Source organism: Vibrio sp. 1562 (genome assembly GCF_033340155.1).
Classification (GTDB): domain Bacteria; phylum Pseudomonadota; class Gammaproteobacteria; order Enterobacterales; family Vibrionaceae; genus Vibrio; species Vibrio alginolyticus.
Map to the genome: position 1 here is coordinate 1 of NZ_JAWOVY010000330.1, position 708 is coordinate 708.

The following is a 708-nucleotide window of genomic DNA, read 5'->3' on the forward strand; positions in this document are numbered from 1 at the left end:
AACTCTCTAGCGTTGTTCATCTTCCCCGTCATTGGTCATGCGTTAAACCTAGACCAACAAACCTTTGGGACATGGGCGGCAATTGCGATTCATGATACTTCGTCTGTTGTTGGCGCTGCCTCTGCCTACGGTGAAGAGGCACTGACAACTGCAACCACGCTCAAACTGGCGCGAGCCTTGTGGATCATTCCTGTTGCTTTGATTAGCGCCGTGATTTTCTCACGTGGGAACAAAGAGAACGGTTCGAAAAAGTTAGTGATTCCTTACTTCATTTTCTGGTATTGCGCGGCCATCGCCTTTAGTGATTTCTTCCCACAATTTGAGGTGGTGTATCACGGTATTTTTACCATTGCGAAGCAAGCTCTGGTGGTGTGCTTATTCTTGATAGGATGTAGTATTTCGATTTCGAAACTGAAATCTTCGGGCCCTAAACCGCTGTTGTTTGGTGTGACTTTATGGGTATTAATTTCCACCACGTCACTAAGCTGGCTAGTACTTAGATAATCGTTGTCGACTTATCGCGTTGGTCGGAGGTTGACTCTTGTTTGTCACTCTTGAGCGCAAACACCAACGCGATAGCGATTAAAAACGCCGTCAATTCCGCTAACGAGCGAGTGAGCCCTTCACTGCTGATTGCGATGCCAATTTGTAATACCGCCGCTATCAATAAAACCGATTTCACCATTCTGAAGCTTATGCCTTTCTGCT

Annotated in this window: 2 protein-coding genes; one reads left to right on the top strand and one right to left on the bottom strand. The window is 46.3% G+C overall.

All coding sequences use genetic code 11. From position 1 onward, the window contains the following. Positions 1–504, top strand: a 504-nt coding sequence (locus tag R7Z49_RS24995) for a YeiH family protein (protein WP_318112386.1), incomplete at its 5' end; no start/stop codon positions are given. On the opposite strand, the gene R7Z49_RS25000 is transcribed toward R7Z49_RS24995, so the two are convergent. Continuing rightward, on the bottom strand, positions 497–685 hold the full coding sequence (locus R7Z49_RS25000; protein WP_020840293.1) for a hypothetical protein: 189 nt from the start codon (positions 683–685) through the stop codon (positions 497–499). The two genes, R7Z49_RS24995 and R7Z49_RS25000, sit on opposite strands and share 8 nt — an antisense overlap. Between the last annotated feature and the right edge of the window lie 23 nt (positions 686–708).